Below are 25,739 nucleotides of genomic sequence, written 5' to 3'. Positions count from 1 at the left end.
GACATTAGTCGGTTTTGTTGTTTATTGACTTTTGCAAACAACGATTCTCCTCGAGAATAAACGGGCGAAATGAGATAATTCTTCTTTCTCTGCCCACAAATGCACCCCCATAGTTTTATCTACTGGTATATTTTGATGGATATATATCTTAGTACTCTTCTGTTTTCATAATGTTTAATAGAGTTTCTATGTATTTATTATAAAATAATACTCTGTTTACGGTTTTCCGTATTCTTATATTAAAATACTTTGTTATGTTTGTTAAAAGTTTTTATAAACAAAAGCTATCGATAGGGTTTTACGAAACTATGATGTGTTTGTTTTGTGCAAAAATAATGTTAGCTGTAATTTTTTCCAACCACAACAACAAGACAAATCGACCGAAACATTAAATAGAAAATGATAAAAATAAACAATATTAAAATCGCAGGTATTGGACCTATTAAAGATTTAGAACTAAAGTTTGACAATCATTTCAATATTATCTGTGGACAAAATGGAATTGGTAAAACTACAATTTTAGATTGCCTAGCTCAATCATTTGCGGGTGCCCAAACAACATTAAAAAAAACAGCAGGCTTTGAAAAAGGACAATGGGATATTAATGTTACAATAAATGGGAATGTTTCTTCCAAATCATTCTTAACAAATCAATTCCATCCTAATGAAACGAGTCGAAATTATAATGGATATTATCAAAATTCGAACGATGTAATTGTTTTTAAAACACACAGAAATATAGAATATATAAGGCTAAATTCACTAGGTACTGACAAAATAAAAGACTATAACACTTTTTCACAAGAAACAATTCGAGGTTCTGTTTCAAATGAGTTGAAAAATTGGTTTGTAAATCGTTTTTTATTTTCAGCTCAACCAAATACTTTAGATGAAAATCAACTGAAAAATTATGAGTTAGCTAAAGAGTGTTTTACTATATTAAATCCATCAATTAAGTTTTCAAAGGTTTTACCAAATTCATTTGATATTTTACTTTCCACACCGTTAGGAGAAATTTATTTCGAATATTTATCTTCCGGTTATAAATCTAGCTTAGCCCTAATTCTAGGATTAATACAAGAGATTGAATTAAGGTATAAAAATCCAACTAAATTTATTAAGGACTTTGATGGTGTTGTCTTAATTGACGAAATTGACCTGCACTTACATCCTGAATGGCAGGCAAAAATATATGAGGCTTTAAAATTTATTTTACCAAATGCGCAAGTAATAACTTCAACTCATAGTCCACATATTATTCAAGTTTCGAATGCGAGTGAAATTATACCACTAGTAATAACTGAAACAAATGAGGTGAAAATTAATCCTATTGTCAATCAAGTGTATGGTTGTCAAGGCTGGTCGGTTGAAGAAATCCTTACTGACGTTATGGGGATGACTGAAACAAGAACACCTACATATCTAGATGCTATTTCAAATTTCAATACAGCCATTGATAACGAAGACTATGAAACAGCAAATGCTCAATTTTTAATTTTAGATGCAATGTTGCATCCAGAAAACTCATTAAAGAAAATATTAAAAATTCAATTAACTGGAATTTCGACAAATGATTAAGTTAGACAGAACTCCAAAACCTGTCGAGCTTACAGCAGAATTACAAGTTGCTTTGACAGATGAATTTAAATCAACAGGAAAATCAGTTTGGAATGTTGACTTTATTAAAAAAGGATTATTAGGCTTTTCCAATGACAAATGTTGCTACTGCGAAGCAAACATTAATGAAGAAAGCAAGTACTTGGAAGTAGAACATTTTAACCACAAGGATACATATAAAGACGAAGTTTTAGAATGGGAAAATTTGCTTCCTTCTTGCAAAAAATGTAATGGAACAAAAAATGACCATGATACTAAATTAGAGCCTATAATTGACCCAAGTAAAATCGACCCAAAAAACCATTTAAAATATTGGCGTTATAGAATTAAAGGTTCTGACGAGTTCGGCAAATTAACTGTTTCTGTTTTAAAACTTAATGACCAAGACAGGTTAGTAAAGAAAAGATTTGAAATTGGAAATGCAATTCAAGAAAAATTAGAACAATTGAACGAGTTAACTGATGATTACATAAGTGGAGTTCAAACTAGTACACGTAGAAAGAATAGGGTTGTTAATGGAACAAAAGACCTTATGAAAGAAGGACTTCCGACTGCAATTTATTCAGCGACATCTGCTGCTGTAATTCTGACAGATACTGAATTTGAAGCACTAAAAAGTAAATTGACCTCATTAGGATTTTGGGATGCAGAATTAGCTCAACTGGAAATCGAATTAAACAAAACAGCTTTAAAACTTGAAAAATAAAAGCTACAGCTAACAAGGTATTGCCAAAAGCAGGGCTGAACAGCTTCGATTGAGCTTTTGTACAAGGTTCAAAAGTAGTAATTCTATTGAACTTTTGTGCTAAAAATCCCCGCCTTCGCAAAGAGTCAAAACGTTATTTACAAGAATTCTACCAAAATTTCAACTATAAATCTATGACAGAAAAAGAGTTTTTAAAATATATTCATAAGAGATTATCAACTATTTCAGTTGGCGCTTCTGCTTTACGAAATCAAGGTGCATCTGGAATAATTAAAACTGCAAGAAATTATTTTTATGAAATTAAAATTGATGATTTTATAGCGACAATTGACAATGGAAATGACTACAAAAAGTTTCTAAACACACACACTGAGAAACTAGTTTCAAAATTTCCCAAAGAAGCAAGATCTTGGGGAGCAGCTAGAAAAGGTTTAAATTTATTTTTTAGAGAAATTGTTTATAATAAATTCTTTTCAGACTATTACAAACTACCAATTGAGTTTACTAAATTCAATGACAAAATAAAATACTTAGAAGTACCACTTGATAAAGATGTTGCTACAGGAATTTACAATGACACTGAATTAAACATTCCAAAATGGAAATCAATAAAAAAATTAGATTTAGATCTAAGTGAAAAATATCAGAATGCAGCACAAGAGATTTCAAAAAAAATAAATATTGCCAAAGTAAATCTTGATTTAAAATACTGGAGAAAATAATTATAACGCCTGCAGATAACATAGGTTTTGCGAAATGGAGTCTTAAATAAATATAGAAAGTTTGTGCATTTTTACCCGCAACAGCCTTTTATATTTCCTTTTTTCATAAATTTAGAAAATAATAAAAGGCTGTTGCTTAGCTTAGTACAAAATTGAAACTTTCCGCTTCAATTTCCGCCACTGACGCCAAGCCCCGAAAATTTATATGTTATGGTAGGACGACAAACAACAACTAATGGACAATGACGAAAATATTAACATACTGCTTTGACGAATGGCGGCGACCTGTTCTTGTTTTTGGGCTGACAGCTTTAATTATGGTTTTGTGTGAGTTGACAAATATCCACAAACTACAAGACTTCTCTTTTCTGTTATTTGTGCTTGGCTTTTTAGGACTAATCATTTCGACAATATATCAGTTAGTAAAAAGACGCTGGCGTTTTGCAATCTTGACGACAATAATTATTGGAATTTCATTGGTTGCATTTTTCTTTTACTCAATAGCCTTGTTTTGGAAAGACCAATCAATGCCTGACACATACGCTGACAATTTAAAAATTCCGACAGATCTAAGTATCAATGAGCCACTTGACCAAACTGAACCAACTAACATTGCAGATATTGACTTTTACATTTACAAATCATTTCAACCAGGACTTTATTCATACGCTGTTTGGACAAAAAAATTGAGAGTGGTTATTGTTATTTAAAAGCATTTGAAGTTACACACAACGACCCTTTATCAGCAGACAGACTAAAAGAAAGAAGTAAAATAAAAGTTTTTAATTCAAGTGATACGACAGCAAAGTTTGAAATGACTGCAAGAGAAGGTTATAGTGCAGAAGGAATTTTTACAATTTATGAAGGAGATTGGGATAAACCTTATGCAGCAAGATTTGAAGTTTGGTTTGTTCCAGACAATGGTGGGAAAGAACGAAAACTAATCGAAAAAAACTTTAAAATTGAAGGATGGCAAAGGTGAAAGACAAAAGAACCACAGCATATAACACGGGGTTTGCATCAGGCGGGCTGACGTACAAACTTGGAGCTTTGTACTTCTATGAACTTTAGTAGTAAATTAAAATTTGTGCTCTGAAACCCGCCCGAACGCCAAGCCCCGAAACGTTAGCAGCCATATTAAATGACGACACCGTACAAAATATTGACTATTTTATTGTGGTTTACGACCATTGGACAAACTTTTGCACAGACAACTTATTCTATTTGCTACATCCATACTATTAAATCACAAAATGAAAAATTCTTTTTAAAAACTATTCCATTTGATAATATTGAGCAAACATCAACAGGAATAACAACCGTTTTCAATTCTGACTCAACCGAAGTTTATAAGATTGATAGACATTTTGAGTTATCGGATAACAGTAAAGAAGTTTTTTTAAGTAATGACGGGAAAACTATAGCTTATGTAATTGACAGAGAATTTAACTGGAAAGGTGTTCAAAATAAGAGTATCGAAATATATAAAAATGGAATTTCTACAAAACAATTTCAGTTAACTGACTTAACTGACTGTAATTCTGACAACGAAGATTGCTATTTATTTTATAAAGAAGCAATTGATACCGTTGTTTGGGAAAGTGGAAAAAGAAAAATAACATTCAAAGAGAACGTATCTGACTTTGAAAAGAAACTAACAGAAAAAGCAACATACTTAAATAACGACACTCTATACATTTTCACCAAAACATCTAAACTAATTACTATTGACTTGAATACAGAATATTTAAGTTCGATGCCAATTTCAGGAGTTAATACGGAAAAATTCACAGCAATAAAACCTATTCAATCACATATAGTGAAGTTTAAGCCTTCTTCATTATACGGACTACCAAATCTTTCAAATGGTTTAACATTAGAAAAAGGTTTGGCTGAAAACCTTGAAATGAGAGTTTTTCCCGAAGGCAAAAAAGGTTCAGATAAATTCAAACGGTATTCTGTTAATGTTGAGATTATCATTGATAAAGACGGTAATGCTATTCTTGATAAAATTGAGAATTATAACGGACTTACTGAAGATAGAATTGAAAATTTCATATCCTCACAAAAATTTATAACAGCATCAATTCCTTCGGAAACTGAAAAATGGAGGTTTAGTGGGTGGATTGCTTTGATGAATAAAAATAAGAAAGAAGCGAAGCAAGAAAAACAACAAGAACTTATAGAAGAAAGAGAAGCTTATAAAAAGCGAATTGTCGCTGATTCACTAAATGGACTTTATATTCCTAAAAATCTCGAAGAGTGCTTTTTGGAACTCAACAAACTTTTAAAACACAAAGACATTGAAACAATTAAAAACCTAAAAGACAGAAATGAAACAATTATGTATCATCACGGATTTGGGACTTGGCTTAGAAATAATTGGGGACTTTGGGGTGGTTCAAGACTACAACAATATTTAATTGATAAAGGTCTTAGACATCCTGACGATATGTCTGCAACCATTCTTGAATATTATTATGATTGGTTAAACGAACAGCACGAAAAATGGAAAGAATTTGAGGCTAAATAAATACGGCTGCTAACAAGCAGTTTGGCGAAATGGCGGGGTAACGGCTAAGTTGAAAGTTTCTGCTTTTTTATCCGCCGAATGTGTTCCACATTCAGCTCTTTTTTAATAATTTAGCTTCTGTGGAAACACATCGGCTACGTTACTGCTAAATTGAACTTTTCGTCCAATTTATCCGACACTTCGCAAATGCGTTTCCCGTTACCTGCAATTTTTAAAACGGCGTAAGTGAGAAATCCGAGATGGCATCGTGATGAATTAATCCTGACTTTAAATTTATATTTTAAACTAGATTCTTCATTATTTGAAAAAAACAATCCTGAAGTAATTGAACTTTCTAAAACATTAAACAAACTTCCAATTTATTCTGAGGAGGAAAGGAAATTAAATTTTAGAAACCCCAATGGAACAGCTATGAAATTATGTAATTTTATGGCAATTGATCCTGATAATCCAAATAAAGGTTTAACAAGTTTCTCAAAACTAGACAAAGAAACATTCTTTGAATTCAATGAAAATGTCAAAGAATTAGAAAGAATTTCTACTCTAATAATGGAATCTATAAACAATGTACAAACAATTAATAAACTTTACAAAATCGAAGACGAAGAAGATAATTACGTCAAAGAAGGTTTTGAAGGTGAAATAATTTATAAACTTCATAAAGCCAGAGAACGGGATAATAAACTAACAGAATCTAAAAAGAAACTAGTATTTAAGGAAACTGGAAAACTAGAGTGTGAAGTTTGCGGATTTGATTTTTTAAAAAAATATGGTGAATTAGGAAAAGGCTTTATTGAATGTCATCATACGAAACAACTTTCTACATATGAAACTAAAAAAAAAACAAAACTTGAAGATTTAGCTTTAGTTTGTCCTAATTGTCATAGAATGCTACATAGAAATTTAGAAGATATGTCAATTGACAACTTAAAAGAAATAATAAAAAACAGCAGGTAACATAGGTTTGGCGAAATGCGGGGTTAAGTGCTAAACTTATCCTTCGGATTTCTATTACTCCAATGCTCTTCGCATTGTCTTTTTCACTAATTTAGCCAACGGCTCACAGCTTTGGCTCACTTCGGTGCAAAACTAAACTTTTAGTCCATTTTTGTCCCGCACTATCGCAAAGCCTTTTCCCGTTAGCGGTCAGCTTAAATGAAGACAATCATACGACAAGAGAGAAATGAAAATATTTGCAGAAACGGAACGACTAATTTTAAGGGAAATACTTCCGGCAGACATTGACGGAATGTTTGAACTTCATTCTGACCCGGAAGTTCATAGATTTTTAGGGAACAAAACAGTAAAGAGCAAAGAAGAAACGAATAACCTCATAAATTTTGTCAGACAACAGTACACAGACTTCGGGATTGGACGCTGGGCTATTATTGACAAAAGCACAAATAATTTCATTGGTTGGACAGGTTTAGAGTTTGTTACTGTACTAACAAACAACCATAAAAATTACTATGACCTCGGATATAGACTAATTAGAAAATATTGGGGCCAAGGAATTGCAACAGAAACAGCAATTGCTTCATTGAAGTATGCATTCGAAAAACTTAAAACAGACGAAGTTTTCGCAAGAGCTGACAGCGAAAATATCGGTTCAAACAAAATATTGGAGAAAGTAGGACTAAAATTTATTGAAACTTTTAACCTTGACGGAATAAAACATAATTGGTATAAAATTGATAGAAACGATTATGAAAGAACAAAGCCGAATCGCTAACATGGGTTTGGCGCAATGGCGGGTTAAGGCTAAAAATTAAAGTTTCGGTTTTTTATTCCGCAAAAAGCCAATTATATATGTTTTTTATTAAATAAATTGGCTTTTGCTTATCTGAATTACTAAATTGAAACCTTTCGCTTCGATATTCTTACCTTTAGCAATACCCAAATAGTTACCTGTGATTTTAGAAAAAAGCACACCCAACATAAATTAAAGAAATGATGAAACAACAGTATTTGATTATAGGAATTATAATAATCGCAATTATTGCATTTTTCACTTGGACTAAACTAAAAAATCAAACGCCAAAACCTGACACTGATACAAGAAGACCTTCTGAAAAATATTTTCCAAAAAATAAAATCATGAACGACAAAATTGTAATCATTGAAGATATTGATGAAAGTGATGCAAAGAAAATTATTAAAGAATTTTGTAATTCTTACAACAAAGAAACGTTTCAGGTAATTCCTGTTCTATCAAAACTTTCGGACAAAGAATTTGCTGTAACATTTCCGTATGACATACAGTTTGAATTCTTGTGCTATTTTATCAACTATGTAAATTATCCAATGGGATTTGACAGGCATTTTAAAACAGTAGGCTGGACAACTACCAAACCAAATGACACTTGGATAACGGACAAAAGTGTAAATAAAAAGGTTATGCTTTTTGTAAGCGATTTTGACACGGAATACGATAATGTTTTTATGACAACTGACGATAATATTGGTTATAAACTTGGTTTTGCAATGGGAGAAGAAAAGCAACTTTTAAATAATCCTGAAAAAAGGTACAACAACCAACCCATTACAATTGATGAGTTAATAAACAAGGAACAAACTGAATTTAAATAAAAAAACACCTGCTAACATCGCTTTAGCAAAATGAACGTTTAAAGGAGAAATTGAAAGTTTCTCCTTTTTTGTTACAACAGCCTTTTATATTTCCTTTTTTCATAAATTTAGAAAATAATAAAAGGCTGTTGCTCAAGTCAGTGCAAAATTGAAAGTTTCGGCTTTTTAATTCACCACTATCGCCAATACGCGGCTCGTTAGCCGACATCCTTAAAATGCAGCAATAAATTTGGAAGCAAGCAATTCTAATAATATTGAACTTATCCTTAATTCGATAACTGACTTCTCATTTGAATTTGATTTCGAAGAAGTAAAAAAACATATGGTTCTTGAAGAAGTTTCAAATGAGGAATTAACAAAATTAGGTAAGGAAAAAATTAATGAAAATTTCAGTAAGAATGTATTTAAAATCAAACTTCCAAATGGAAACTTAATTGATGCTGAATCTATCTATAAACATAGCTTAGAAAAGAATATAAAAGAACCAGTATTATTTATAAACCCTGATCATAAATATGTTAGATGGATAATTAAGAAAGATTTCACAACCAACCAACTAAAAAATAAAATTAGAAATCATTTAAAATTGGATAAAAACATTGATTTTAATGAATTGCAAAAATCTTTGTTAAAAGAAGATATTCAACAACAAGAAATTGTTGGATATATTAATGAGCTACCGATAAAAACTACAGAATACATGACTGAAGGGAAATTTATTATTCAATCATCGTGTTCAAAAAAATATGGTCGAAAATTAGTTTTTGAAACTATTCAAGAACTGAAAATTGAAAAAGATATTTTTGTCAAAAGCAAGGTGAAACAAGACATAAAATATATTCGATATTATTTTATGTTTGTATTTGCTGTATCTATTTTATGGTTTTTAAGTAAACAAACTCAAATTTTTGAAGATTGGTTTATTTCAGTAACAGGATTTGTACTGTTCATTATTCCTTTAGTTGTGATGCGTCTGATAAATCATTCAATATTTGATTCTCTATTATTTAGAAAAAAAGCAGAAAAAAAATATGAAAATGATTATTACAAAAAATTATCTATTGAATAAAAGGACGATCGGCTAACATCGCATTGGCAAAATGCGGGGTTTTGTGCTGATAGAAAATAGATGCTTTTTATCCGCCAAATGCTGTCAGCTTTGGCCTTTTTTCTTTAATTTAGCTAACGGCTCACAGCATTGGTTACCGTTCGTGCTAAATTGAACCTTTCGTCCAATTTATCCCGCACTATCGCCAAGCTGCCGAACCGTTATGCACCATTTTAGGACAACCCTACTCAAGACAAAGTGAAGACAGAAAAACGATACGAAATATTAAACGCTTTGCCGACTTATGGACCGATGTATGTTCCTGTAACTGACAATGGAGAACCTTTTTATTCCGAAGGGTTTCCTGTTCGATTTTACAAAAATGACGGAACAGAATGGGTCGCAAACTTTCAACCGGGTTGGACATACTTAAAAGAAATCATAGAATTTGAAAAAACTCAAAACTTGTTGGTTATGGCTTTTGGGACTTGCTACATAATGAACCCAAACGACACAAAACCAATTCGAGTTTTTGGCGTTGGTTATAGTGACATCTTTAGTGTAAGTAACGACAGACTTGTTTTACAAGACCAAACAGACTTGACAATTGTTGAACCAGACGGAAGTCATTGGCACACCGAAAGAATATCGTGGGACGGATTAGCTGAAATTAAAATTGAAAATAATTTGGTGACAGGACTTGCATTTAATCCTATTCACGATGCTGACGAATGGGTTGCGTTTAAGTATGACCTTGACACAAAAGCTTTGACAGGTGGAAGTTATTATTCATTTGAGAACAAAAAACCTTGGTGGAAAGTATGGTAACAGAGAAGTTTGCTTGTCCTTGTTGTGGTTACAAGACATTCAGAGAACAACCTAACGGCTCATATGACATCTGCCAAATTTGCTTTTGGGAAGACGACCCAATTCAACTTGACGACCCGAACTATGAAGGCGGAGCAAACCGAGTTTCACTAAGACAAGGACAAAAGAACTTTATTAAATTTGGTGCTTGTGAAAGAGAGATGATTAAAATCGTAAGACAGCCGACAAAGGACGAACAACGAGACGAAAATTGGAAACCATTAGAATGACAATAAAAACGGTGCATAACATCGTATTGACAATAGGCAGGCTGAACGGCTTCGTATCAACGGAAGTGCAAAATTTAACTTCTGTTCTTCGATTGAAGTTCAGTGCTAAAATCCCGCCCATCGCCAATACGCGGTCCGTTGTAGGCAATATTAAAAAGACACTGCATAAAATAACACTGACTAAAAGATAGATGAAAGCTTTTTTACTTTTAATTTTTGTTTTATTTTTCTCACAAGCCAATGCTCAGAATGAACTAACTATTAATTATTCTGAAATTAAAGAGGAAATTGAAGACCAGAATTCTCCTAATTATTATCCAAAACTTTTAAAGAAGTTTAATGATTTTGACAAAGAGTTAAAATTTGAAGAATATGCATTATTATATTATGGATTTACTTTTCAAGAAAATTACTTAAAAAATCAATCAGAAGAAATTGAACTTTCAAAATTAGAGCAAGATGAAAAATTTGAGGAGTTAATTTCTGCGTGTGAAAAATATCTTTTAAAAAATCCAGTAAGTTTAAAAGCAAATGATTTAATGGCTTACTCTCTTTATAAACTCAACAAACCAGAATCGGAATGGAAAAAATTTCAGGATAGATATAGAGCACTTAGAAAAGTAATTGTTTATAGTGGAAATGGTTTGACTTGCGAAACTGCATTTAAAGTAATTAGCGTTTCAGATGAATATGATATTTTATATAGTTACTTTGATGTAGAAAATATTAAAAAACAAAGTTTAGTTGGTTTATGTGACAAATTTGAAATTTCTCAAACCAAATACTATCAATCAGATATAATATACTTTGACATTTCTCCAAAATTAATAAGAAGTGAAAATCTAAAAAAATAATACTGCCTACAACATCGTATTGGCAAAATGGCGGGTTAAGGGAGAAATTAAAAGTTTCTCCTTTTTTATCGCAACAGCTTTTTATAGGTACTTTTTTTATAATTTAGTTGATAGTAATAAGCTGTTGCTCAATTTAGTGTAAAAATTGAACGTCATCACTTTCTAGCCCGCCACTATGGCCATACGCGGCCCATTGGTAGCAACCTTAAACGACAACCGCTCAGACATTAACCAACAGACAAAAACGGGAAATCAAGCCTACCCACCACCCGGCATAATTTGACACGCTTAAATGTAAATCGGGGACATTTATTTCTAACTTTGGAACAGAATAAAAACAATGCCGACAAAATCTTCCATACCTGTAAATCCTATGACAGCCGAATTAGGCGAAGGTATTTTTGTTGGAAGAATAACAACCGAAGACTTTCATTTGTACAAACAGTTCGAAGGATTTGACAACATTAAACAATCGCACAGGGACGAATATCATTTGTTTTTTTTACAAGAAAAAGGAACCACAAGCATTGAAATCGACTTTCAAAAACACACTATAAAACCGCTTTCGGTTATCTTTATTCATCAAAACCAGGTACACCGAATACTATCATTCAAAAACGCAACAGTGAGCATTTGGGCAATCAGCGACGAAAATCTAAATCCCGAATACTTGAAATTATTGGAAGATATTTCGCCTGCCAAACCTTCGACATTAAAAAAAGAAAAGTTTTCTGTCATTTCCGAAGCCCTGTCACTTTGTACAAAATTATCGGAACGAAAAGATGAAAAGCTGTATCATTCTTTACTCAATGGAAGTTGCAATACTTTAGTGGGTCTTGTAATTTCACAGTATTTAGTCCAATCAAAACCGTTAGACAAACTTTCACGGTTTGAAATCGTAACCAAAGCATTTAAAGAATTGTTGGAACGAAACTTTGTTACTGCCAAAAGCCCGACAGAATACGCACAACAATTAAATATTTCTTCGCCTTACTTGAACGAATGTGTAAAAAAAACAACAGGACATTCAGTTTCGCACCACATACAACAGCGAGTAATTTTAGAAGCAAAACGTTTGCTTTATCATTCTGATAAATCAGTAAAAGAAATTGCAACGGCATTAGGATATGATGACTATCCTTACTTTTCCCGACTGTTTACCAAAGTTGTAGGAATGTCTGCTTTGGTGTTCAGAAACAAAAACCGCGATTAGTCCAATACTTACCCTTTTCTTGCATTGTTTGACATTGCAATTCATTGTTCCTTTGCATTAAATTTTAATGGAGTAAACAATGATTTCAAGCATACCAAAATGGATGATAACCTTATTTGGAAACAAATTAAGCCCAAATGTAACAGTTATAGAAATAACTTTTTTAAGCCTACAGATAAAGAAAATTCGTTTTCAAGGCGATATATCAGAATGGGATTTCTCAATCGGCTATGCTTCTGTAATTCGTGTGAGTGAAACAGAATTTAGAAATTATACAGTTGCCTACCACAATAAAGAAAACGGAGTTTTTGATATTATTTTTCACATTCACGGCAACGGAGTTGGAAGCAAATTTATAGAAAGCCTAAAAGTAAGCGATAAATTGTTTATCAGTCCGCCAAGAGGAAAAAAACTGTATGAACAGAATGAACAACAACAATTCTTTTTTGGCGATGAAACCTCATTAGGCGTCGCCTTTGCAATATTGCCGTTATTGAAAAAAAATAATCATCAATTTCAATTCTATTTTGAGTTAGACGAAGAAAACAAAAGTGTTCCCGAACTTTTAGAATTAGAAAATTACACTGTTTTCACAAAAAACAATTCGTTTAGAAATGAAAAATGGTTAAACACTTTACCTTTATTTCAAACACAGGAATGGAACATCGCCAATTTCGCATTAGTCGGGAATGCCAAATCGGTTCAGACATTCAGAAAAGTTTTAAAAGACAAAAAGCAAGGAAACATTTACTCACAAGGTTATTGGCTTGAAGGCAAAAAAGGATTGTAAAACTCAAATCAGAAAACAATGACACATACACATCAGCACTCTCATAAAAGCGGAATTATATTAGCTTTTTGGCTTAATCTTTTATTCCAAAAAAAGCCAATTTTATTGACTTTTTTTATATATTAGTAAATAGAAATGGCTTTTCCTTACCGTGTCAATAAATTGGAATTTTCCGCTTCGATATTCTTACCTTTGGCAATACCCAAAAAGGTACTTGTAATTTTAGAAAAAAGAATACCCAATATAAATTAAAGAAATGATAAAACAACAGTATTTGATTGCAGGAATTATAATAATCGCAATTATTACATTTTTTGCATGTACTAAACTAAAAAATCAAACATCAAAACCTGACACTGATACAAGAAGACCTTCTGAAAAATATTTTCCAAAAAAGAAAATCATGAACGACAAAATTGTAATCATTGAAGATATTGATGAAAGTGATGCAAAGAAAATTATTCAGGAATTTTGTAATTCCTACAATAAAGAAACTTTTCAGGTAATTCCTGTTTTATCAAAACTTTCGGATAAAAAATTTGCTGTAACATTTCCATATGACATACAGTTTGAATTCTTTTGCTATTTTATCAACTATGTAAATTATCCAATGGGATTTGACAGGCATTTTAAAACAGTAGGCTGGACAACTACAAAACCAAATGACACTTGGATAACGGACAAAAGTGTAAATAAAAAGGTTATGCTTTTTGTAAGTGATTTTGACACGGAATACGATAATGTTTTTATGACAACAAATGATAATATTGGATATAAACTTGGTTTTGCAATGGGAGAAGAAAAGCAACTTTTAAATAACCCTGAAAAAAGGTACAACAAACAACCCATGACAATCGATGAGTTAACAAACAAGAAACAAACAGAATTTAAATAAAAAACCTCTGATAAAATTGCTTTAGCGATATTTCAGGAACTGAGAAATTGAAGTTGAAATTAAATAATTATAAAGATTCGCTTTAATGAATATTATACTAAAAAGCATTATTTCTTTTGTTTTAATAGGCTTATTAAGTACTATTATTTTTATTTGGTATTTAATATATAAGAAATATCCTGGAGGGAATGTTGGGATGGCTCCATTACTAATAATATTAAATTCTCTGTTATCATTAGTCACTTCACTTATTACACTTCTTATAATAAAAATTTTAGCTAAAAAAGAATTGTCAATTATTAAAAGTAACTTCTTATTTTCAATAGTTAACATTTTTATTCTATTTTTTTATTTCGGTTCTAATCCATTTATTTATTACGAAAATGAAATTTATAGAAATGTAAACTTATGGAGTTACTAAGTGTATTTATTTCTTTACTAATTGTGAATGGTATTTTACTAATTAAAAAAAACATCGCATGAAAACAGTTTGACGAAATGGAAGTTTAAAACAGAAATTAAAAGTTTACACTTTTAATTGCAACAGCCTTTATATTTATGAACGAGTTTTTTATTTTTTTTAGGTGTTCATGATTATTTAATTCCTTTTTTCATAAATTTAGAAAATAATAAAAAGCAGTTGCTTAGGTCAGTGCAAAATTGAAAAGTTTAGGCTTTCTAATCCTCCACTATCACCAATACGCGGCCCGTTGTGCGTCACCTTACAGAAACTATGAGAACAGAAGAACAATGTAAACCAAATCAACGATTTCTCTTTGCTGATGAATATTTGTCGGATAAAGCAGTTGTTATGTGGCAAACTGAATGTGTAAAACGCTGTAAAGACAAACCTAAGGGACAAGCTTATGAAAAGTACATTAATTGGACACGAAAAGAGAACGAAATAGCTGTATTTACACTATATGCTTATGCCGACTTTGAAATACCTAAAAAATTTGACATTATATTTCATTTAGACAACCCAAATGATTTTATAAAAATTGACTATAAACTAACTCAAAGTATTCACGAAGCTTGGTTTCCATTAGACACAGTTGACGATGGACATAAACATCTTTGTGTATTTTCTTTTGACAAAGCCATACCTGAAATACTTAATACTTTGCATAAAGGGGACGACAAATTTTCAACTTCACCCAAGGGACAAAGGAAATTAGGGTTTTGTAATTCTAAAGACTTTGATGAAATAAAGACACGAATTGAAAAAACATTTGAATTGAAAAAATTATACGGTGAAAAATGGTGGGAATATGACAATGATGAATAAAAAGGCTAACGCACAACATCGGTTTGGCAATATGGCGGCTGACGGAATTCTAATGAACATTTGTGCAGAAACTAACATTTGGAACTTTTATGAACTTCAGTGCTAAAAATCAGCCACATCGCTAAGCCGAAAACCGTTAGGCACAATAGTAAGACGATACAATGCAAATAGAAAAACTCTCGGACAATTGGATATTCGAACGACACTCTTAACATACAATTAGAGAATGGTTAAGACAATTGCGTTATTTCTATTTTAAAAGGGCTTGGGGTGGACACGCTAACGACGGAGACGAATTTCAAATCGCATTTTCATTTACAGACCGACAAGGCCTAATAAATAAAATTGTGTGGGTACAGATAAGGACAATGTGGTAAAATTAGATGTGTTTTATACGGATACTTTTATACAATCTTCTTTGATTGCGGATGCAATCAGAATGGCTACTACCGAAGAAATCATTGCTATGAAAATAGATGTTGTACAACGTATAGGTCGCAAGAAAGATTTCTGGGATTTGCATGAACTGCTGACCCACTACAATATTTCTACTATGCTTTCTTTGCATCTAGAACGTTATCCTTATACACACGATGAAGAACTCATATTGAACAACCTCATTAATTTTGAGTTTGCTGATGATGATTTTGATCCAATCTGTTTAAGGGGTAAATATTGGGAGTTTATAAAGGAGAATATTGTTGATGCAGTAAATGCATATAAACCCTAATCCAAATATTCTGAAAAGCATTAGCTCAGCAATCTTCTTGATTGACATTTATTCCTACTTCTTTTAGCATTTCCATTGCTTCCTCAATAGGGATTTTTTCTATTTCCTTTTCTATAATAATTTGATTTTGAATTTGCATCAAATTATGGTTTTCCGTAAGTAAGCTTAAAAATTCTATTTTACATTAGCAAAAATAATTTAAGAACTAATTTAAAAAAAATGTTAAAAAAGATTCTCTTTGTTTCTGCTATGACCATCATGTCAATTACAATTTATGGACAAGAAATAAAAAAAGATGCTGAAACTATTATAACAAAAATGGATATTTTCACATCCAAAACAGGCGGTATAACAAAATTTGTCGACACTAAATTACCAAATCTTAAGACAACTTTTGGTTCGACTGAAACTAAAGTTAGAAAAATTGTAAACGGTAACTCATCCGTATCTTTTTATCAAATAGTAAAAGAAAGTAAATATAGTAATACTACAGCATCAATTGAATACAGTGATTTAATAGAAGTACTAAAAGCATTAAAGGCTTTGAAAACAGAAGTAGATAACGATATCGCCACAAATCCAGATTATCTTGAAAATAAATTTGTTACTGTTGATGGATTTCAAGTAGGCTACTATGTAAGCAAAGGAAAGGCTAGCTGGTATATAAAGTTGGAAAAATATGGTTCAGACAATACATTATTTATTGATAATGCAGACATCATTGAAATCGCATTTACTGAAGCTAAAAATAAAATAGAAGAACTTAAAAAATAAAAGATATGAAACCAATTGAATTTATTAAGCCTGGCCCAAAACCTAAAAAACAAGATGGAACTCCTGACAAAAGAAGAAGAGTAACTCCTGAAACTAAACCAAAACATCCTGGTCTAAGACCTCATGAACATAAGCCCGGTGATCAAAAATAAAACTGTAGTTAACCAGGTTTTGCTAAAGTGTGGCTGAGTTGTTTCGATTGAGCATTTGTACAAGATTCCAATATTAGTAATTCTACTTATTTTTTTTACTAAATACGCTCCCTCACCAAGACTTCGACACGTTAGCAGTCATTGTAAAAAGACAGAAATGGAATAAAGAATGAAAAACCATTATCAGACATTGGGAATAAAGCGTGATGCTTCAAATGACGATATAAAAAAGGCGTATAGAAAACTTGCACAAAAGTTTCACCCGGACAAAAATGACGGAGATAAATTTTTTGAAGAAAGATTTAAAGAAATACAAGAAGCATACGAAATACTGTCTGACCTTTATGAAAAAGGAAAGTATGATAGTAACTATGATTATTTTTTCAATGGGCAACGAAAATCAAGTCAAACCTACACACACAAAGAAGAAACAAAGTACGAAACTACTAAATCCGATTCAGAAAAAGTAAAACAAGAAAAAGAAGCCCGAGAAAAAAGAGAAAAGGAAAGAGTGGAGAAAGAACGAGTCGCCAATATAAAGAAGAATGCTGAATTACAATTTGAAGATAAGGCTTGGATTTTCTTAGGCAATTGGTTTATAATTCCTGGTGCGATAGGACTTTGTATGTTTTTTAAATACAGAAGAGAAGGATATACAAAAAAATCTAACGCTGTTTGTAGTTTGACAATTGTTAGTTTTGTTGTGCTTTTTATTTTAACAATTATATCGTTCATTGCCAAAGAGGCAGGTCGTTAAAAATATTTACGTATGGACAAAAGAAGACTTCATATTACATTTTGTCACAGAAAACCAGAACGGTCTTTATTTTGGAGAGGAAAACAGTTTCCGGTTTGTGCAAGATGCACAGGAATACACATAGGTTATATTACTTTTCCTCTATTTATGTTCAACTTTTTTACACTTAATGTTTGGTGGACACTTGCTTTAATACTACCTACTTATATTGACGGAATAACACAAGTATTTTTCAAACGAGAAAGTAATAATTTTTTAAGAGTAACGACAGGGCTAATGGCGGGCATTGGCGGAATGTCATTAGTAGCTATAATTGGGAAATATATTGGAAACCAAATTTTACTAATCTTTAAATAAATTAAACAATGACAGGAGAAAATCAACTTCCACCGCAAGAAAATCCTGATGACAAATTAAGCACAGGTCTTGCAATTCTTTCATTTTGCATACCAATAGCAGGTGCAATAATTTACTTTTCCAATAAGGACAAAATGCCAAACAAGGCAAAATCAGCTTGTCATGCAGCATTATGGGGTTTTGGAATTGGAATTGTTTTAAACATTCTTGGAAGACTTTCAGGAGCGAGTTAGAAGATCTAAGAACCATTAACATGGATTTTGTGTCAGTGGTTGTGACGTGAAAACTTGAAGTTTTGTGCTTCTAATCATGTTTACAAATAAATTAAAATGTTGTGCTCCGTAACCCATACGAATGCAAAGTCCCTAAACTTTATATGCAAATGGATTAAATCACTCATTAAAAATTTAAGAGAAACTGATAAAAATGTCTAACCATAAAGGTCAAGTTTAGAAACAATTAAAAGTCTTATCAAGAATATATATATTTAGTCAAATCATAAATCTTAGAAGGTCTGATGAAACTGTATTTTCGATAAAGGAACTTAATGGAATTAATGAAAATAAAGTAAACTTATGAAATCTATACATGAGGTTGAAATAACAAATGAACATTTGAGAAATGAAAAATATAATTTTCAACCGAAACTTACCCAAGAACTTGATACAATATCTACAGATTTTGATCAAGAAATAATTAACCAAATTGTTTTATGGAAAATAAACCGATATGCTGAAATAGACAACTATACATTTTCGTTATTAAACAGCATAAATAAAGAAGTTACATTTTTAAATGAAGCTTTGACAAAGCAAATTTTAGGAAATCTACTTTCAACAAAAGGTATACGACTTGCTATGGCTTCGACAATTTTACGATTTAAAAATCCTAAAATTTATCAAATTATTGACCAAAGAGTTTATCGGTTTATTTATGGAGAGAATATGCCAAAATATTTCAGTTCAATAGAAACCCAAGTAGAACTTTATCTTGCATATTTGCAAAAGCTAAAAAATGTTTGTCAAGAGAAACTAATTAACTTTGAATTTTCGGACAGAATTATATACGAACTAGACAAAGAATTTAACAAACACGAAAAAATCAACTACTAAATCACCAAGCCGTGGCTCGTTAGCCGATATTAAAAAGCAAACTTTATGACGAAAATTTCAAAACAATTAAGTGGTATAGCAGGTGAATATTTTGTGGCAGCGGAAATTTCAAGACGGGGCTATTTAGCAGCTATAACATTAAGGAATTCTGATGGAATAGATATTTTAGTAAGTAATCCTAATGGTGATAAATCAATATCAATTCAAGTTAAAACAACACAAAATAAGAGAAAATGGGTTTTGACACAAAAAGTTGAAAATGAAACATCAGATAAGAAATTTTTTATTTTTGTAAATATCCCTCTTGATAAAAATTTAGCTCCTGAATATTTAATAATTAAATCTACAGATTTAGCTTCTAAAATCTATTCTGGACATAGAAGTTGGTTAAATTCTCCTGGAAAAAAAGGACAAAAAAGAAACAACACAAATATTAGACAATTTGATCCCCAATATTTTAATAAAGATGAACTTCTAGATTGGACTCAGTTAATTGATATTATTGAAAAATTATAACATCAGCTTACACATGTTTTTTAAAATGGCTGGTGTGATTAAATAATGTTTTTTCTTGAATTTAATAAATGAATTGACTTTTGCTTACTGTTTCACTAAATCGAAATTTTTCCTTTAAAATTTATACCCCAGTGTAAGTATGAAACCGTTAGAAGTAAGTTGTGAAAACATACTCACAAACTAAAATGATATATATAATTAAAATATGGCAAATTGTATTCTCTGTTCAACAGAACTAAAATTTATGAATACGCCGACATTTAGCTCTGGAAAACTAAGTGATGGTGGAACTGTTTGTTCATCTTGCTTTAAGAAGATAAACAACATAAATCCGAGAGTAGCTTTTAAGTTAAAAAATCAATCTATAGCTGACATAAAAAATCTGCTTGAAGAGAAATTGACTTCAGACCAGCAAAAAAAATCTCGCCTTGACGAAATCAAAAAGCAAATTCAAGAACTCAAACTTAGCAGTGTTTCAAACTTTTTGGGAAGACGTGAAATTAATGAATTAACAAGTATTTTGGCTCCGACAGAGATTATTGACAATTTAGTACAAGGGACATATAATAATGGACAAGGAATTTTAGTATCAACAAATAGACGAATTTTATTTGTTGACAAAGGAATGCTGTATGGATTAAAAGTTGAGGATTTCCCTTTAGACAAAATCACATCTATTCAGTATCAAACGGGTTTGCTTTTAGGATGTATAAAAATTCATACATCTGGAAACATTGCAAAAATTGAAAACGTAGAGAAGGCATGTGCAAGAGGTTTTGCAGAATTTGTTCGTGACAAACTTTCTCAACCTAGTGAAACTCATAATTTCATAACCGTTTCACAACCAAATGTTTTAGAACAACTCGAAAAGTTAGGTAAACTAAAAGAAAATGGAATTTTATCTGAAGAAGAGTTTAACGAACAGAAAAAGAAACTACTACAAAAACTTTGAAAGTTTCAGTTAACATCGCTTTAGCGAAATGAAAGGTTAAAGGAGAAATTAAAAGTTTCTCCTTTTTTGTTGCAATAGCCTTTTATGTCTACTTTTTTAATAAATTTAGAAAATACTAAAAGGCTGTTCTTTTGCCTAAACGACCGCGAAAAATTAAACGACAATAATAAATGAACAAACTTTTAACAACTCTTTTTGCACTATTGATATTTTTTCCTGCCTGTGCACAGCTGGACAAAAATTCAGATTTATATAAAACCATACTGACCAAAGACAGTTTGCTTTTTGACGTTGGTTTTAACCATTGCGACATCAAGCAGTTTGAAAATTTGTTAAGCGAGAATCTTAAATTTTATCACGATAAAGATGGAATTTCTGACAAAACAAAATTTCTGACCGACTTAAAAAATGGAATTTGCAACGAGGAGACCCATCGCAAGGTTCAGCGATTTTTAGTAAAAGAAAGCACAGAGATATTCCCTCTTTATAAAAATGGTGTTCTCTATGGTGCAGTTCAGAATGGCGAACATAGATTTTCGGAAAAAAGAGAAAGTCAAGCAGGAATAGCAAAGTTTACCAATGTTTGGCAATTAGAAAATGGCGAATGGAAACTAACAACTTCTTTTAGTTTTGACCATCAAGCCTATGAAAATAATACAGGAAAATCAATATTTGACAATGAAACTGAAATTGAAAAGTGGCTCAAAGAAAATAAAGTTCTGACTTTGGGAATTGGAATTATTGAAAATGGTAAACTGCAACAAGTAAAAGTATTTGGCGAAATTTCAAAAGGGATTTCAGCACCTTATAACACTATTTTCAATGTAGCTTCTTTGACGAAACCTGTAACTGCAATAGTTGTATTACAATTAGTGAGTTTAGGAAAATGGGAATTAGACGAACCGCTTTACAAATATTGGATAGACCCGGATATTGCCAACGATCCGAGAACTAAGAAGCTCACAACAAGAATTATTTTGAGTCACCAAACAGGTTTTCCAAATTGGCGTTGGATGAATGAAACCAAGAAACTCAACTTTCAATTTGATCCGGGAACGAACTATCAATATTCGGGAGAAGGAATGGAATATTTACGAAAAGCATTAGAAAAGAAGTTTAATAAATCCTTGCAGCAATTAGCGAATGAACTTATTTTTCAACCTTTGAAAATGAACGATACAAAGTATGTCTGGGACAAAAATGTAGATACCACAAGATTGGCAACAGGTTATGATAAAGATGGAACAGCGTACGAAACTGTAAAGAACGAAACACCCAATGCCGCAGATGATTTGTTGACAACTGTTGAAGATTATGGCAAATTTTTGGTAAGTGTTATCAATGGTGATGGTTTATCAAAAAAGGTGTTTGAAGAAATGACAATTAAACAAGTAGCAAGTACAAAAGGAAAACATTTTGGTTTAGGATTTGAAATCTATGATTTAGATAATGAAGAAACGGCTTTGTCTCACGGCGGTGCTGATAATGGTGTTCAAACGCTATTTGTTATCCTTCCCAAAACAAAGAATGGTCTTTTGATTTTTACAAACTCAGACACAGGTGTAAGTGTTTATGAAACGTTACTAAAACATTATTTAGGAGACAACGGACAAAAAATAGTTGACATTGAGACGAAATAAAGTTCTTTTTATACAACGCCTTCAAGTCCGATAAAGCCATACAAAATGGTAGCGGTAATTTAAGAACAGAACTTGCTTATGAACCTAAAACTTTTGACAAAATCAATTTTCTTGATTTTAATTTTTGCTGGAAATTCTATTTTTGCTCAAACCAAATACCAAAAAGATTTTATTGAATTTTGGACAGACATCCATAATCATTATGCGTATTTCGAAGAACAAAAAATAGATTGGGACAAAGTCAGAGAAATATATGAACCCCGAGTTGAAAAAATTTCAAACGATTATGAATTTATCGAATTTTTAGAAACCGTTTTAAACGAACTCTATAACGGACATTCGTCTTTAAACACCAATCTGAATACTTCAAACAGACTAATTCCTTCAGGTTCCGACTTGTATGTTGAAAAATTAGGCAATAAATTTTATATCAAAGATTTACGGAAAGGTTTTGGAGCGGATTTATCAGGATTGAAAATCGGAATGGAAGTAAAACGTTTTAACGGTAAATCGATTGAAGAACAATTGAGAAAATTTCTTCCAAAATTTACTGACAATATCAATCAGAAAATGTATCAATATGCTCTTGATATGCTTTTTGCAGGAACACACAACACTAAAAGAGAAATTTCAGTAATAGAAAATGGAAAAGAAAAAATCTATGTTCCTGTTACGTATGCCAATAGTGAAGAATTGCTCTATAGCAAGGCATTGAATGCGAATACAGCTTACATCAAAATCAATAATTCTTTAGGAAATAATAATCTGATTGCAGAATTTGACAGAACATTGGACAGCTTGTTTGAGTTCAAGAACTTAATCATTGATTTAACGGAAACTCCCGGAGGAGGAAATACAACGGTTGCCAGAGCGATAATGGGAAGATTCGTAAATCAACTTTTGCCCTATCAAATTCACGAATTTGACGAAAAACAATATACAACCAAAAGACACTGGCATGAATATGTAACGCCAAGAAATGAATTTTATAAAGGCAACCTTTATATATTGGTCGGACGTTGGACTGGGAGTATGGGAGAAGGTATAGCCATTGGTTTTGATGGAATGAAACGAGCTAAAATTATTGGAACTGAAATGGCAGGACTGATTGGTGCTATTTCTAATTTTCAACTTACCGAAACCAAAATTGGATTTCAATTTCCGACAGAAAGATTGTATCATATTAACGGAATACCGAGAGAAAATTTTTTACCTGAAATCTTAACTCAAAACAGTGAACAAACTATACAGAAGGCTAAAGAAATCAAATAAAAATAACGGCTCCATACCAACATTTAAATAAATAGGAGATTTATCTCTCTTTTTTATTATTTCTTTTTTCTATATTTTAGTAAATAGTAAAGACTGTTTTTTTTAAAAGATTGAGCTTAGACATTCTCATTGGTCAAATACAGTAGGTTAATAAAATCCACCTAAACAGGTATATATGAACGTTGTTTTAGAAACGAATCGACTTTTAGTAAGAGAACTGCATCCTGATGATGCAGAAAACTTTTATCTTTTAAATCTAAATCCCAACGTCATAAAATATACGGGTAATACTGCCTTTAAAAACATTGAAGAAGCACGAATATTTTTAGAAAATTACCAGGATTATAAACGGAATGGTTATGGAAGATGGGCCGTAATAAAAAAAGAAACAAACAAATTTATTGGTTGGTGCGGATTGAAATTTGATGAAATAAAAAAGGAAACGGATATTGGATTTCGCTTTTTTGAAGAAGAGTGGCATAAAGGTTATGCAACAGAAAGTGCAATGGCTTGTGTAGAACACGGGTTTGAAAAACTTCATCTGAAACGTATAATAGGCAGGGCTATGAAAGAAAACATGGCTTCCATAAAAGTTCTCGAAAAAATTGGACTTGAATATATAGAAGATACTGATTTTGATGGAAAAGAAGCTGTACTTTATAAAATAGAACATAATAAATTTTAATGCATAACCACATAGAATAAATTCGCATGAACAAAATCATACTATTCCTATTTTTAGCTTCAACATTGCTGTTACAAAGCTGTGCATCATTTGATAAGAACGTAATGAATCCCTATAAATTGGATAAAAGTAATGTAGAGGAACTAAACGGCCTATTCGAAATAATTCAGATAGATTATGATTCGGTTTATAAAAAGTACAATAAAAATTTGTGGGTTAGGAATAACTTTTATAAACAAATTGATCGAAAACTTCTTAAAGATACTTTACATCTTGACAGTTTAAAAAGTTATAAATTTGGATTAGAGATCATAAAAGAAAATAAAATTAAAGTAAGTTATATTGAGAATGATACTGTTTTTAGAGAAAGAATCCTGAAAACGAAATTAAAAAAAGATGGTTATTTATATCTGAAAAACAAGAATACAAAATGTATACTTGTGCCTTTTATCGCGGGAGCTCTTGATGTTAATAGAATAAGATTAGGCAAAAACATAAATGGAAATCTTATTTTTGATTATTCCAATAACAGGTCAGGTGCCTTTTTGTTAATTATCTTTTTAGATAGCCGAACAAGAAAAAATAGGCTTGAATATAAAAAAATCCAGTAAAACAGAGTAGAACAGCAGTTGGTTTGGATGACGGATTCACCCTAACTTTAAGATTTTTACCATGCATCAAGCAAAAAAGCCATTCTATGATTTTTTATTAAACCTGATTTAAATTTCTATATACAATAATTATGATGCAGATAATAAAGCTAACGCAACTGAACGAGACGCAAAAAGAGCAGATTTTCGAGTTGTAAAGGCAGAGCTTTTTCCAACAGAAATCAGAGCTTTAGGAGTCGGATTTCCCTACTCTATTACAGTAGCTGTCTTTGGGGGTACAGCTGAGTATGTAGCGCTGTGGTTTAAGGAAATCGGTCACGAAGATTATTTTTACTGGTACGTAACAGCCTGTATTTTTGCCTCTTTACTCGTGTATTTCTTTATGAAAGATACCGAAAAAACTCTACTTTTAATTCTTAATTTTTGGAAAAAGATAAAAAAAATGCTAATCGTTTGATTAGCATTTTTTATCTCCAATTTATATTAGCTTCCATATAAGCTTCAATCGGTGCACATGAGCAAACGAGATTTCTATCTCAAACGCATCATCTACAGTCGTATGAAGGCCAAATTTATTTTCAGCAATATATTCTAAAGGATAAGCCGCCTGTTGACGGGAATAAGGTTGTTCCCAGTTTTCTGCCGTTAACATTGCCAATGTATGTGGTGCATTTTTCAATACATTGTTGGTATCCTCTGCTGTAACGCTTTCAATTTCTTTCTGATTGAAATAAGGGCATCACAAAAGCGATCAATCTCTGCCACATCTTCAGATTCTGTAGCTCAATCATCAAAGTTCCTGCTACCGGGAACGATACCGTTGGTGCAT

At 31.6% G+C, this 25,739-nt stretch carries 35 protein-coding genes and 1 pseudogene; 31 read left to right on the top strand and 5 right to left on the bottom strand.

Annotation, left to right across the window (positions count from 1 at the left end; all coding sequences use genetic code 11):
- Positions 1-399 precede the first annotated feature (399 nt).
- From QW060_RS26390 to QW060_RS26370, 5 genes are all read left to right on the top strand, one after another.
- Positions 400-1,578: an AAA family ATPase gene (locus QW060_RS26390; protein WP_290362593.1), complete on the top strand. Its 1,179-nt coding sequence runs from the start codon at positions 400-402 to the stop codon at positions 1,576-1,578.
- Positions 1,571-2,323 carry an HNH endonuclease family protein gene (locus QW060_RS26385; protein ID WP_290362594.1) on the top strand — a complete coding sequence of 251 codons (753 nt, stop codon included), beginning with the start codon at positions 1,571-1,573 and terminating at the stop codon, positions 2,321-2,323. The genes QW060_RS26390 and QW060_RS26385 overlap by 8 nt, the downstream gene beginning before the upstream one ends.
- Before the next feature lie 173 nt (positions 2,324-2,496).
- Positions 2,497-3,045, top strand: a complete 549-nt coding sequence (locus QW060_RS26380; protein ID WP_290362595.1) for a hypothetical protein — start codon at positions 2,497-2,499, stop codon at positions 3,043-3,045.
- Between the two features lie 527 nt (positions 3,046-3,572).
- Positions 3,573-3,755 (top strand): hypothetical protein, encoded by a 183-nt coding sequence (locus QW060_RS26375; RefSeq protein WP_290362596.1) that lies wholly within the window; start codon positions 3,573-3,575, stop codon positions 3,753-3,755.
- Positions 3,719-4,027, top strand: coding sequence for a hypothetical protein (locus QW060_RS26370; RefSeq protein ID WP_290362597.1), 309 nt, complete (start codon positions 3,719-3,721; stop codon positions 4,025-4,027). Before QW060_RS26375 ends, QW060_RS26370 begins: the two co-directional genes overlap by 37 nt.
- A gap of 584 nt (positions 4,028-4,611) precedes the next feature.
- Here the strand turns inward: QW060_RS26370 and QW060_RS26365 are convergent.
- The gene (locus QW060_RS26365) at positions 4,612-4,836 is read right to left on the bottom strand and encodes a hypothetical protein (protein WP_290362598.1); all 225 of its coding nucleotides are present in this window, start codon (positions 4,834-4,836) and stop codon (positions 4,612-4,614) included.
- Between the two features lie 28 nt (positions 4,837-4,864).
- On the opposite strand from QW060_RS26365, the gene QW060_RS26360 reads away from it, so the two are divergent.
- The 4 genes from QW060_RS26360 to QW060_RS26345 all read left to right on the top strand — a co-directional run bounded on the left by QW060_RS26360 (position 4,865) and on the right by QW060_RS26345 (position 8,167).
- Entirely contained in the window at positions 4,865-5,578 is a 714-nt protein-coding gene (locus QW060_RS26360; protein ID WP_290362599.1) for a DUF6794 domain-containing protein, read from the top strand.
- Between the two features lie 225 nt (positions 5,579-5,803).
- A complete protein-coding gene (locus QW060_RS26355) occupies positions 5,804-6,535 on the top strand; it encodes an HNH endonuclease (RefSeq protein ID WP_290362600.1) in 732 nt (243 codons plus the stop codon).
- 226 nt (positions 6,536-6,761) lie between these two features.
- Positions 6,762-7,310: a GNAT family N-acetyltransferase gene (locus QW060_RS26350; protein WP_290362601.1), complete on the top strand. Its 549-nt coding sequence runs from the start codon at positions 6,762-6,764 to the stop codon at positions 7,308-7,310.
- Positions 7,311-7,528: 218 nt separating this feature from the next.
- Positions 7,529-8,167 carry a hypothetical protein gene (locus QW060_RS26345; RefSeq protein WP_290362602.1) on the top strand — a complete coding sequence of 213 codons (639 nt, stop codon included), beginning with the start codon at positions 7,529-7,531 and terminating at the stop codon, positions 8,165-8,167.
- A 22-nt stretch (positions 8,168-8,189) separates the two neighbouring features.
- On the opposite strand, the gene QW060_RS26340 is transcribed toward QW060_RS26345, so the two are convergent.
- A complete protein-coding gene (locus QW060_RS26340) occupies positions 8,190-8,375 on the bottom strand; it encodes a hypothetical protein (RefSeq protein ID WP_290362603.1) in 186 nt (61 codons plus the stop codon).
- A 21-nt stretch (positions 8,376-8,396) separates the two neighbouring features.
- Between QW060_RS26340 and QW060_RS26335 the strand changes: the two genes are divergently transcribed.
- From QW060_RS26335 to QW060_RS26300, 8 genes are all read left to right on the top strand, one after another.
- Positions 8,397-9,236 carry a hypothetical protein gene (locus tag QW060_RS26335; protein WP_290362604.1) on the top strand — a complete coding sequence of 280 codons (840 nt, stop codon included), beginning with the start codon at positions 8,397-8,399 and terminating at the stop codon, positions 9,234-9,236.
- A 273-nt stretch (positions 9,237-9,509) separates the two neighbouring features.
- Entirely contained in the window at positions 9,510-10,043 is a 534-nt protein-coding gene (locus QW060_RS26330; RefSeq protein ID WP_290362605.1) for a hypothetical protein, read from the top strand.
- On the top strand, positions 10,037-10,312 hold the full coding sequence (locus tag QW060_RS26325) for a CPCC family cysteine-rich protein (protein ID WP_290364696.1): 276 nt from the start codon (positions 10,037-10,039) through the stop codon (positions 10,310-10,312). Before QW060_RS26330 ends, QW060_RS26325 begins: the two co-directional genes overlap by 7 nt.
- The gene (locus QW060_RS26320) at positions 10,294-10,503 is read left to right on the top strand and encodes a hypothetical protein (protein ID WP_290362606.1); all 210 of its coding nucleotides are present in this window, start codon (positions 10,294-10,296) and stop codon (positions 10,501-10,503) included. Before QW060_RS26325 ends, QW060_RS26320 begins: the two co-directional genes overlap by 19 nt.
- Positions 10,504-11,166, top strand: coding sequence for a DUF4919 domain-containing protein (locus tag QW060_RS26315; protein WP_290362607.1), 663 nt, complete (start codon positions 10,504-10,506; stop codon positions 11,164-11,166).
- A gap of 340 nt (positions 11,167-11,506) precedes the next feature.
- A complete protein-coding gene (locus QW060_RS26310; RefSeq protein ID WP_290362608.1) occupies positions 11,507-12,379 on the top strand; it encodes an AraC family transcriptional regulator in 873 nt (290 codons plus the stop codon).
- 79 nt (positions 12,380-12,458) lie between these two features.
- Positions 12,459-13,169: an FAD-binding oxidoreductase gene (locus QW060_RS26305; protein WP_290362609.1), complete on the top strand. Its 711-nt coding sequence runs from the start codon at positions 12,459-12,461 to the stop codon at positions 13,167-13,169.
- Positions 13,170-13,425: 256 nt separating this feature from the next.
- A complete protein-coding gene (locus tag QW060_RS26300; RefSeq protein ID WP_290362610.1) occupies positions 13,426-14,064 on the top strand; it encodes a hypothetical protein in 639 nt (212 codons plus the stop codon).
- Between the two features lie 21 nt (positions 14,065-14,085).
- Here QW060_RS26300 and QW060_RS26295 read toward each other — a convergent pair whose 3' ends face one another.
- Positions 14,086-14,397 (bottom strand): hypothetical protein, encoded by a 312-nt coding sequence (locus tag QW060_RS26295; protein ID WP_290362611.1) that lies wholly within the window; start codon positions 14,395-14,397, stop codon positions 14,086-14,088.
- A 379-nt stretch (positions 14,398-14,776) separates the two neighbouring features.
- On the opposite strand from QW060_RS26295, the gene QW060_RS26290 reads away from it, so the two are divergent.
- From QW060_RS26290 to QW060_RS26260, 7 genes are all read left to right on the top strand, one after another.
- The gene (locus QW060_RS26290) at positions 14,777-15,352 is read left to right on the top strand and encodes a hypothetical protein (RefSeq protein WP_290362612.1); all 576 of its coding nucleotides are present in this window, start codon (positions 14,777-14,779) and stop codon (positions 15,350-15,352) included.
- Positions 15,336-15,458: a hypothetical protein gene (locus QW060_RS26285; RefSeq protein ID WP_290362613.1), complete on the top strand. Its 123-nt coding sequence runs from the start codon at positions 15,336-15,338 to the stop codon at positions 15,456-15,458. Before QW060_RS26290 ends, QW060_RS26285 begins: the two co-directional genes overlap by 17 nt.
- 243 nt (positions 15,459-15,701) lie before the next feature.
- On the top strand, positions 15,702-16,082 hold the full coding sequence (locus tag QW060_RS26280) for a nucleotidyl transferase AbiEii/AbiGii toxin family protein (RefSeq protein WP_290362614.1): 381 nt from the start codon (positions 15,702-15,704) through the stop codon (positions 16,080-16,082).
- 219 nt (positions 16,083-16,301) lie between these two features.
- On the top strand, positions 16,302-16,856 hold the full coding sequence (locus tag QW060_RS26275; RefSeq protein WP_290362615.1) for a hypothetical protein: 555 nt from the start codon (positions 16,302-16,304) through the stop codon (positions 16,854-16,856).
- Positions 16,857-16,861: 5 nt separating this feature from the next.
- Positions 16,862-17,008: a hypothetical protein gene (locus QW060_RS26270; protein ID WP_290362616.1), complete on the top strand. Its 147-nt coding sequence runs from the start codon at positions 16,862-16,864 to the stop codon at positions 17,006-17,008.
- Positions 17,009-17,177: 169 nt separating this feature from the next.
- A complete protein-coding gene (locus QW060_RS26265; RefSeq protein ID WP_290362617.1) occupies positions 17,178-17,765 on the top strand; it encodes a J domain-containing protein in 588 nt (195 codons plus the stop codon).
- A 12-nt stretch (positions 17,766-17,777) separates the two neighbouring features.
- Positions 17,778-18,122 carry a DUF2085 domain-containing protein gene (locus QW060_RS26260; protein ID WP_290362618.1) on the top strand — a complete coding sequence of 115 codons (345 nt, stop codon included), beginning with the start codon at positions 17,778-17,780 and terminating at the stop codon, positions 18,120-18,122.
- On the opposite strand, the gene QW060_RS26255 is transcribed toward QW060_RS26260, so the two are convergent.
- Positions 18,108-18,263 carry a hypothetical protein gene (locus QW060_RS26255; RefSeq protein WP_290362619.1) on the bottom strand — a complete coding sequence of 52 codons (156 nt, stop codon included), beginning with the start codon at positions 18,261-18,263 and terminating at the stop codon, positions 18,108-18,110. The genes QW060_RS26260 and QW060_RS26255 overlap by 15 nt on opposite strands.
- Positions 18,264-18,697: 434 nt before the next feature.
- Between QW060_RS26255 and QW060_RS26250 the strand changes: the two genes are divergently transcribed.
- The 7 genes from QW060_RS26250 to QW060_RS26220 all read left to right on the top strand — a co-directional run bounded on the left by QW060_RS26250 (position 18,698) and on the right by QW060_RS26220 (position 24,910).
- Positions 18,698-19,234 (top strand): hypothetical protein, encoded by a 537-nt coding sequence (locus tag QW060_RS26250; protein ID WP_290362620.1) that lies wholly within the window; start codon positions 18,698-18,700, stop codon positions 19,232-19,234.
- Between the two features lie 45 nt (positions 19,235-19,279).
- The gene (locus QW060_RS26245) at positions 19,280-19,750 is read left to right on the top strand and encodes a hypothetical protein (RefSeq protein WP_290362621.1); all 471 of its coding nucleotides are present in this window, start codon (positions 19,280-19,282) and stop codon (positions 19,748-19,750) included.
- Between the two features lie 244 nt (positions 19,751-19,994).
- A complete protein-coding gene (locus tag QW060_RS26240; protein ID WP_290362622.1) occupies positions 19,995-20,702 on the top strand; it encodes a PH domain-containing protein in 708 nt (235 codons plus the stop codon).
- A 170-nt stretch (positions 20,703-20,872) separates the two neighbouring features.
- Positions 20,873-22,342, top strand: coding sequence for a class A beta-lactamase-related serine hydrolase (locus tag QW060_RS26235; RefSeq protein WP_290362623.1), 1,470 nt, complete (start codon positions 20,873-20,875; stop codon positions 22,340-22,342).
- A 111-nt stretch (positions 22,343-22,453) separates the two neighbouring features.
- The gene (locus tag QW060_RS26230) at positions 22,454-23,614 is read left to right on the top strand and encodes a S41 family peptidase (protein WP_290362624.1); all 1,161 of its coding nucleotides are present in this window, start codon (positions 22,454-22,456) and stop codon (positions 23,612-23,614) included.
- Positions 23,615-23,789: 175 nt separating this feature from the next.
- Complete coding sequence (locus QW060_RS26225) at positions 23,790-24,299, top strand: GNAT family N-acetyltransferase (protein WP_290362625.1); 510 nt, start codon at positions 23,790-23,792, stop codon at positions 24,297-24,299.
- Between the two features lie 65 nt (positions 24,300-24,364).
- Positions 24,365-24,910: a hypothetical protein gene (locus QW060_RS26220; RefSeq protein WP_290362626.1), complete on the top strand. Its 546-nt coding sequence runs from the start codon at positions 24,365-24,367 to the stop codon at positions 24,908-24,910.
- A 467-nt stretch (positions 24,911-25,377) separates the two neighbouring features.
- Here the strand turns inward: QW060_RS26220 and QW060_RS26215 are convergent.
- Positions 25,378-25,739 (bottom strand): annotated as a pseudogene (locus QW060_RS26215) (aminomethyl-transferring glycine dehydrogenase); the annotation flags it as partial.

It is taken from the genome of Paenimyroides ceti (assembly GCF_030409925.1).
Note: the sequence above shows the minus strand (reverse complement) of the source record. Positions and strands in the feature narration are given on the sequence as shown.